The sequence below is a fragment of the Paenibacillus sp. 598K genome, assembly GCF_003851045.1.
In the GTDB taxonomy this organism is placed as follows: Bacteria; Bacillota; Bacilli; order Paenibacillales; family Paenibacillaceae; genus Paenibacillus_D.
This window is the reverse complement of the sequence record NZ_BFBX01000074.1, coordinates 36,235-40,225: the sequence shown is the minus strand read 5'-3', so window position 1 is coordinate 40,225 and position 3,991 is coordinate 36,235. Positions and strand designations below refer to the sequence as shown.

Below are 3,991 nucleotides of genomic sequence, written 5' to 3'. Positions count from 1 at the left end.
ATGATCTCCTGACGGAAGATCGTGTCCATCATCGACTGGACGCTCTGATTCATCTGCAGGACCTGATCGAGCGAGGCAGCCGGGCCGCTGACGCCGGCCAGCGTGCCGAGCGCGAACTGGATCTTCTCGCCTTCGGCGTTGATGATATGCGCCAGACCCAGTTCCTCCATCGCGATCGAAGAGAGGATCAGGCTGATCACATCGTCTCGCGACAATGCGATGGTTGGCGTTATATTCGGTAGATTCGGATTGGACAAGGGATTGCCTCCTTTGTTAGCTCGTTCTTAACGTTTCAGCCTTCTCTTTAAGGGGTGATGTCACCAATTCTCGTTACCAGCAAGAAGGCATTGGTCTCGCCTGGATTGGCGCCGGAGATTGTTTGGTTGCCACCAGAAACGTTACGAATACGAATTGTCGTCGAAGTGCCAGTAAACTCTTTTAGCACATCACCGTTAATTTGAGTGTTGGAATTGGTCGTCGGAGTATACGCATAGAAGGTTTCCTCCGGAGTAATTCCGATAACAATAGCCCAACTTCTTGCGCCTGAACCCGCGGCAACTGTTACCTGGAAAGTAATCCGGTAAACGCCCGGGTTTAGAACTGTAATGGTATCTGGGGCAGTAAATGTAATATCATTCGTTCCAAGGGCTCCATCTGTGAAAGGTAAATGGGTGCCGATATTAACTCCGAAGTTTCCATTCGTATTGTAAGCGTAACGGAAAGAGACTGGCGTTTCTCCTCCAGTCATGCCCGTCGCGCCGGTCATACCTGTCGCGCCATTCGCCCCCGTAACACCCGTGACGCCCGTGACTCCTGTAGCGCCTGTCGCCCCGGTCGCGCCAGTCGCGCCCGTCCCCCCGGTCGGGCCGGTCGCGCCGGTTAGGCCGGTAGGTCCTGTCACGCCAGTCGCGCCAGTCGCGCCGGTCATACCTGTGACGCCAGTCGCGCCTGTCGGGCCTGCCGGCGACAGTCCTGTCATACCGGTGTTACCTGTAGCGCCAGTGCTGCCGGTGGCCCCGGTGGCCCCGGTCAGGCCGGTCGCGCCTGTCGCACCAGTGGCGCCGGTTAGCCCAGTGGCTCCTGTCACGCCGGTGACGCCGGTGATGCCGGTGGCTCCGGTGACGCCAGTGACGCCTGTCATGCCCGTTGCACCCGTGATTCCTGTCGGGCCAGTGGCGCCTGTAATCCCGGTCGGGCCCGTCACGCCAGTGCTGCCCGTCGCTCCGGTGACGCCGGTCACGCCCGTCGTACCCGTGCTACCTGTAATCCCTGTCGTACCGGTGGCGCCTGTCATACCTGTCGCTCCCGTCGCTCCCGTCACGCCGGTCGGGCCTGTCGCGCCCGTTACACCCATCGCCCCAGTCAGACCAGTGGCGCCTGTCGCGCCAGTAGCGCCTGTTGCTCCCGTGCTGCCCGTCGCGCCATTAATCCCTGTTGAGCCGGTATTTCCTGTCGCGCCGCTAACGCCCGTCGCGCCCGTCAGCCCGCTCGCGCCTGTATAGCCGATCGCTCCTGTCGCGCCAGTCGCTCCGGTCAGTCCCGTCTGCCCGGTCGGACCCGTCGCACCCGTGACGCCGGTGGCTCCAGTCAGTCCGGTGCTGCCGGTCACGCCGGTGACGCCGACAGGTCCCGTCGATCCAGTGGCGCCTTGTGGTCCGCTCGCTCCGCTCGCACCTGTGATGCCGATAGACCCCGTCTCTCCGGTAAGTGCCATCCCGGTCACTCCCGTGGCGCCGACGGTGCCTACCGGGAGCCAGTCTCCGAATGGCGCTCCGCCAGTCTGGCTGCTGCGGTAGTAGATGGAGGGATTGGAGATATAGAGCTGCTGCACAAAGTTGTCTACGCGAGAGACGTAGATCGTCCAGACGGTCGGATGGGTTACGGGCGGACTGTCCAGTGGCACATCGCCATCGACATCGCCGGAGCTATATACCCCCGGCTCGGTAAACCGTGACAACAGGCCGCCGGAGTCTTCATCGACCGAAGCGGGGAAGACCCCCTGGATCACTCCCAATTCGACAGCGCCGGTCAGTCCATTGACGCTGTCAACAGCGCCAGGTGCCCCCGTAGCGCCGGTGATGCCGGTCGGACCGATCACGGTTGGGACCAGTGAGGTGGTTTTGAGCTTGGAGTCGAGCATGATCTCCTGACGCAGGACGGTCTCCAGCATCGATTGCACGCTCTGGTTCATCTGGAGCACTTGCTCGAGCGTGGCCGGAGGGCCGCTGACGCCTGGCAGCGTACCAAGCGCAAACTGGATTTTTTCGCCCTCGGCATTGATGACGTGGGCGAGTCCCAGCTCCTCCATGGCGATCGAGGACATGAGCAGATTGACCGCATCCTCGCGCGAGAGCGAGATGGTCGGACTTATATTCGGTATATTTGGATAGGACAAGAGATTGCCTCCTTTAGAGTAAGATCAACCAATTCTTATCAGCGTCAGATAAGCTACCACTTCGTTAGGAGTGACTGGTATCCCAGTTACGAGTCCTGAGGCGTTTTGCAAGCGAAGCACAGCGTCTGCCGGGAGATTGAGCACTTGTTTCCCGCTGACCATCCAGGCTGTACCATTAAGCAGGGACTCATGGAATTCGCCATTAGTAGTGGGGATGTCATTGACTACCAGTACCCACTCGGAGAGCTTGAGCGCTCCGCTGTTATTTGCAGTGGTCACCTGGAACTCGATCTGATACAGCCCTGGGGTACGCACCGTTACTGTCGTGTCAGTGAACTCGATATCGTCCGTTCCGACAACACTCAGATTAAAGGGAATATCCCCGGTTGCTCCAACAGTTGCAGGCGGTGTCGCTCCCGTCGGAACATAATACACTTGTCGATACGAAGGGAAGACGCCGGTACCTGTCGGGCCGGTCGGACCCGTGATACCCGTCGATCCTGTGGCTCCTGTCGCGCCGGTCATACCTGTCGCTCCAGTCGCTCCAGTCACGCCGGTGCTGCCTGTCATGCCCGTCGCGCCTGTCGCACCCGTCGCCCCGGTCACGCCCGTCGCTCCAGTCATACCCGTGACGCTCGCCCCTGTAGCGCCTGTGACACCTGTGGCGCCGGTCGCCCCGGTCACACCTGTCGCCCCGTCTATGCCCGTGACGCCGGTCGCGCCTGTGCTGCCCGTCGCACCTGCGGCTCCTGTCGCGCCTGTAGTCCCGGTCGCGCCGGTCGCCCCGGTAGTGCCGGTGTTGCCTGTAGCCCCTGTGCTGCCTGTGGCGCCTGTTGGACCTGCGACACCCGTCGCGCCGGTCGCACCCGTACTGCCCGTAACCCCGGTCGCGCCAGTGCTGCCTATCGCGCCTGTCGCACCTGTGCTGCCTGTGACGCCAGTAACCCCGGTTGCTCCAGTAGCGCCAGTAGCGCCTGTCGCTCCTGTGACGCCGGTCGCACCTGTGGCGCCTGTGGCGCCAATAACCCCAGTCACGCCTGTCGCCCCGGTCGCTCCAGTAGCGCCCGTGCTGCCCGTCGCTCCAGTCGTCCCCGTCGCTCCGGTCACACCGGTGGGCCCTGTAGCGCCCGTGACGCCCGTCACACCAGTCGCCCCCGTGGCGCCTGCCGGTCCTGTAGGCCCTGTAGCGCCAGTCGCCCCCGTCACTCCTGTAGCGCCAGTCGCGCCTGTATTACCCGTCGGACCGGCTGCTCCTGTCGCCCCAGTTGCTCCTGTCGCACCTTCAGTCAGGCTCGTCGCGCCCGTGACGCCGCGCGGACCGTCGGAACCCGTGGCTCCTGTTGGCCCGATCAGTCCGCTCGGTCCCGTCGCGCCTGTGACGCCCGTGTTGCCAGTGGGTCCTGTGGCTCCGGCAGGTCCCGTCGCGCCAGTCGGACCGATCCCGGTCGCGCCTGTTGCGCCTTGCGGGGCAATCGGGATCCAGCCGCCAGGGTAGGTCGCGCCGCCATTTGTACTACTGCGATAATAGAGAGACGGATTGGAGATGTAGAGCTGTTGCACATAGTCGCCGACCCGCGACACGTAGAGCGTCCAAAC

General features: G+C 62.7%; 2 protein-coding genes and 1 pseudogene. All 3 read right to left on the bottom strand.

The annotated features are described in order from the left end of the window. Positions 1-257: pseudogene (locus tag PA598K_RS21390) on the bottom strand (collagen-like protein); the annotation flags it as partial. A gap of 47 nt (positions 258-304) precedes the next feature. Next, entirely contained in the window at positions 305-2,395 is a 2,091-nt protein-coding gene (locus PA598K_RS38815; protein WP_221414164.1) for a collagen-like protein, read from the bottom strand. A gap of 24 nt (positions 2,396-2,419) precedes the next feature. Beyond that, positions 2,420-3,991 (bottom strand): collagen-like protein (locus tag PA598K_RS21380; protein WP_446674100.1); only part of this gene is annotated, 1,572 nt, incomplete at its 5' end.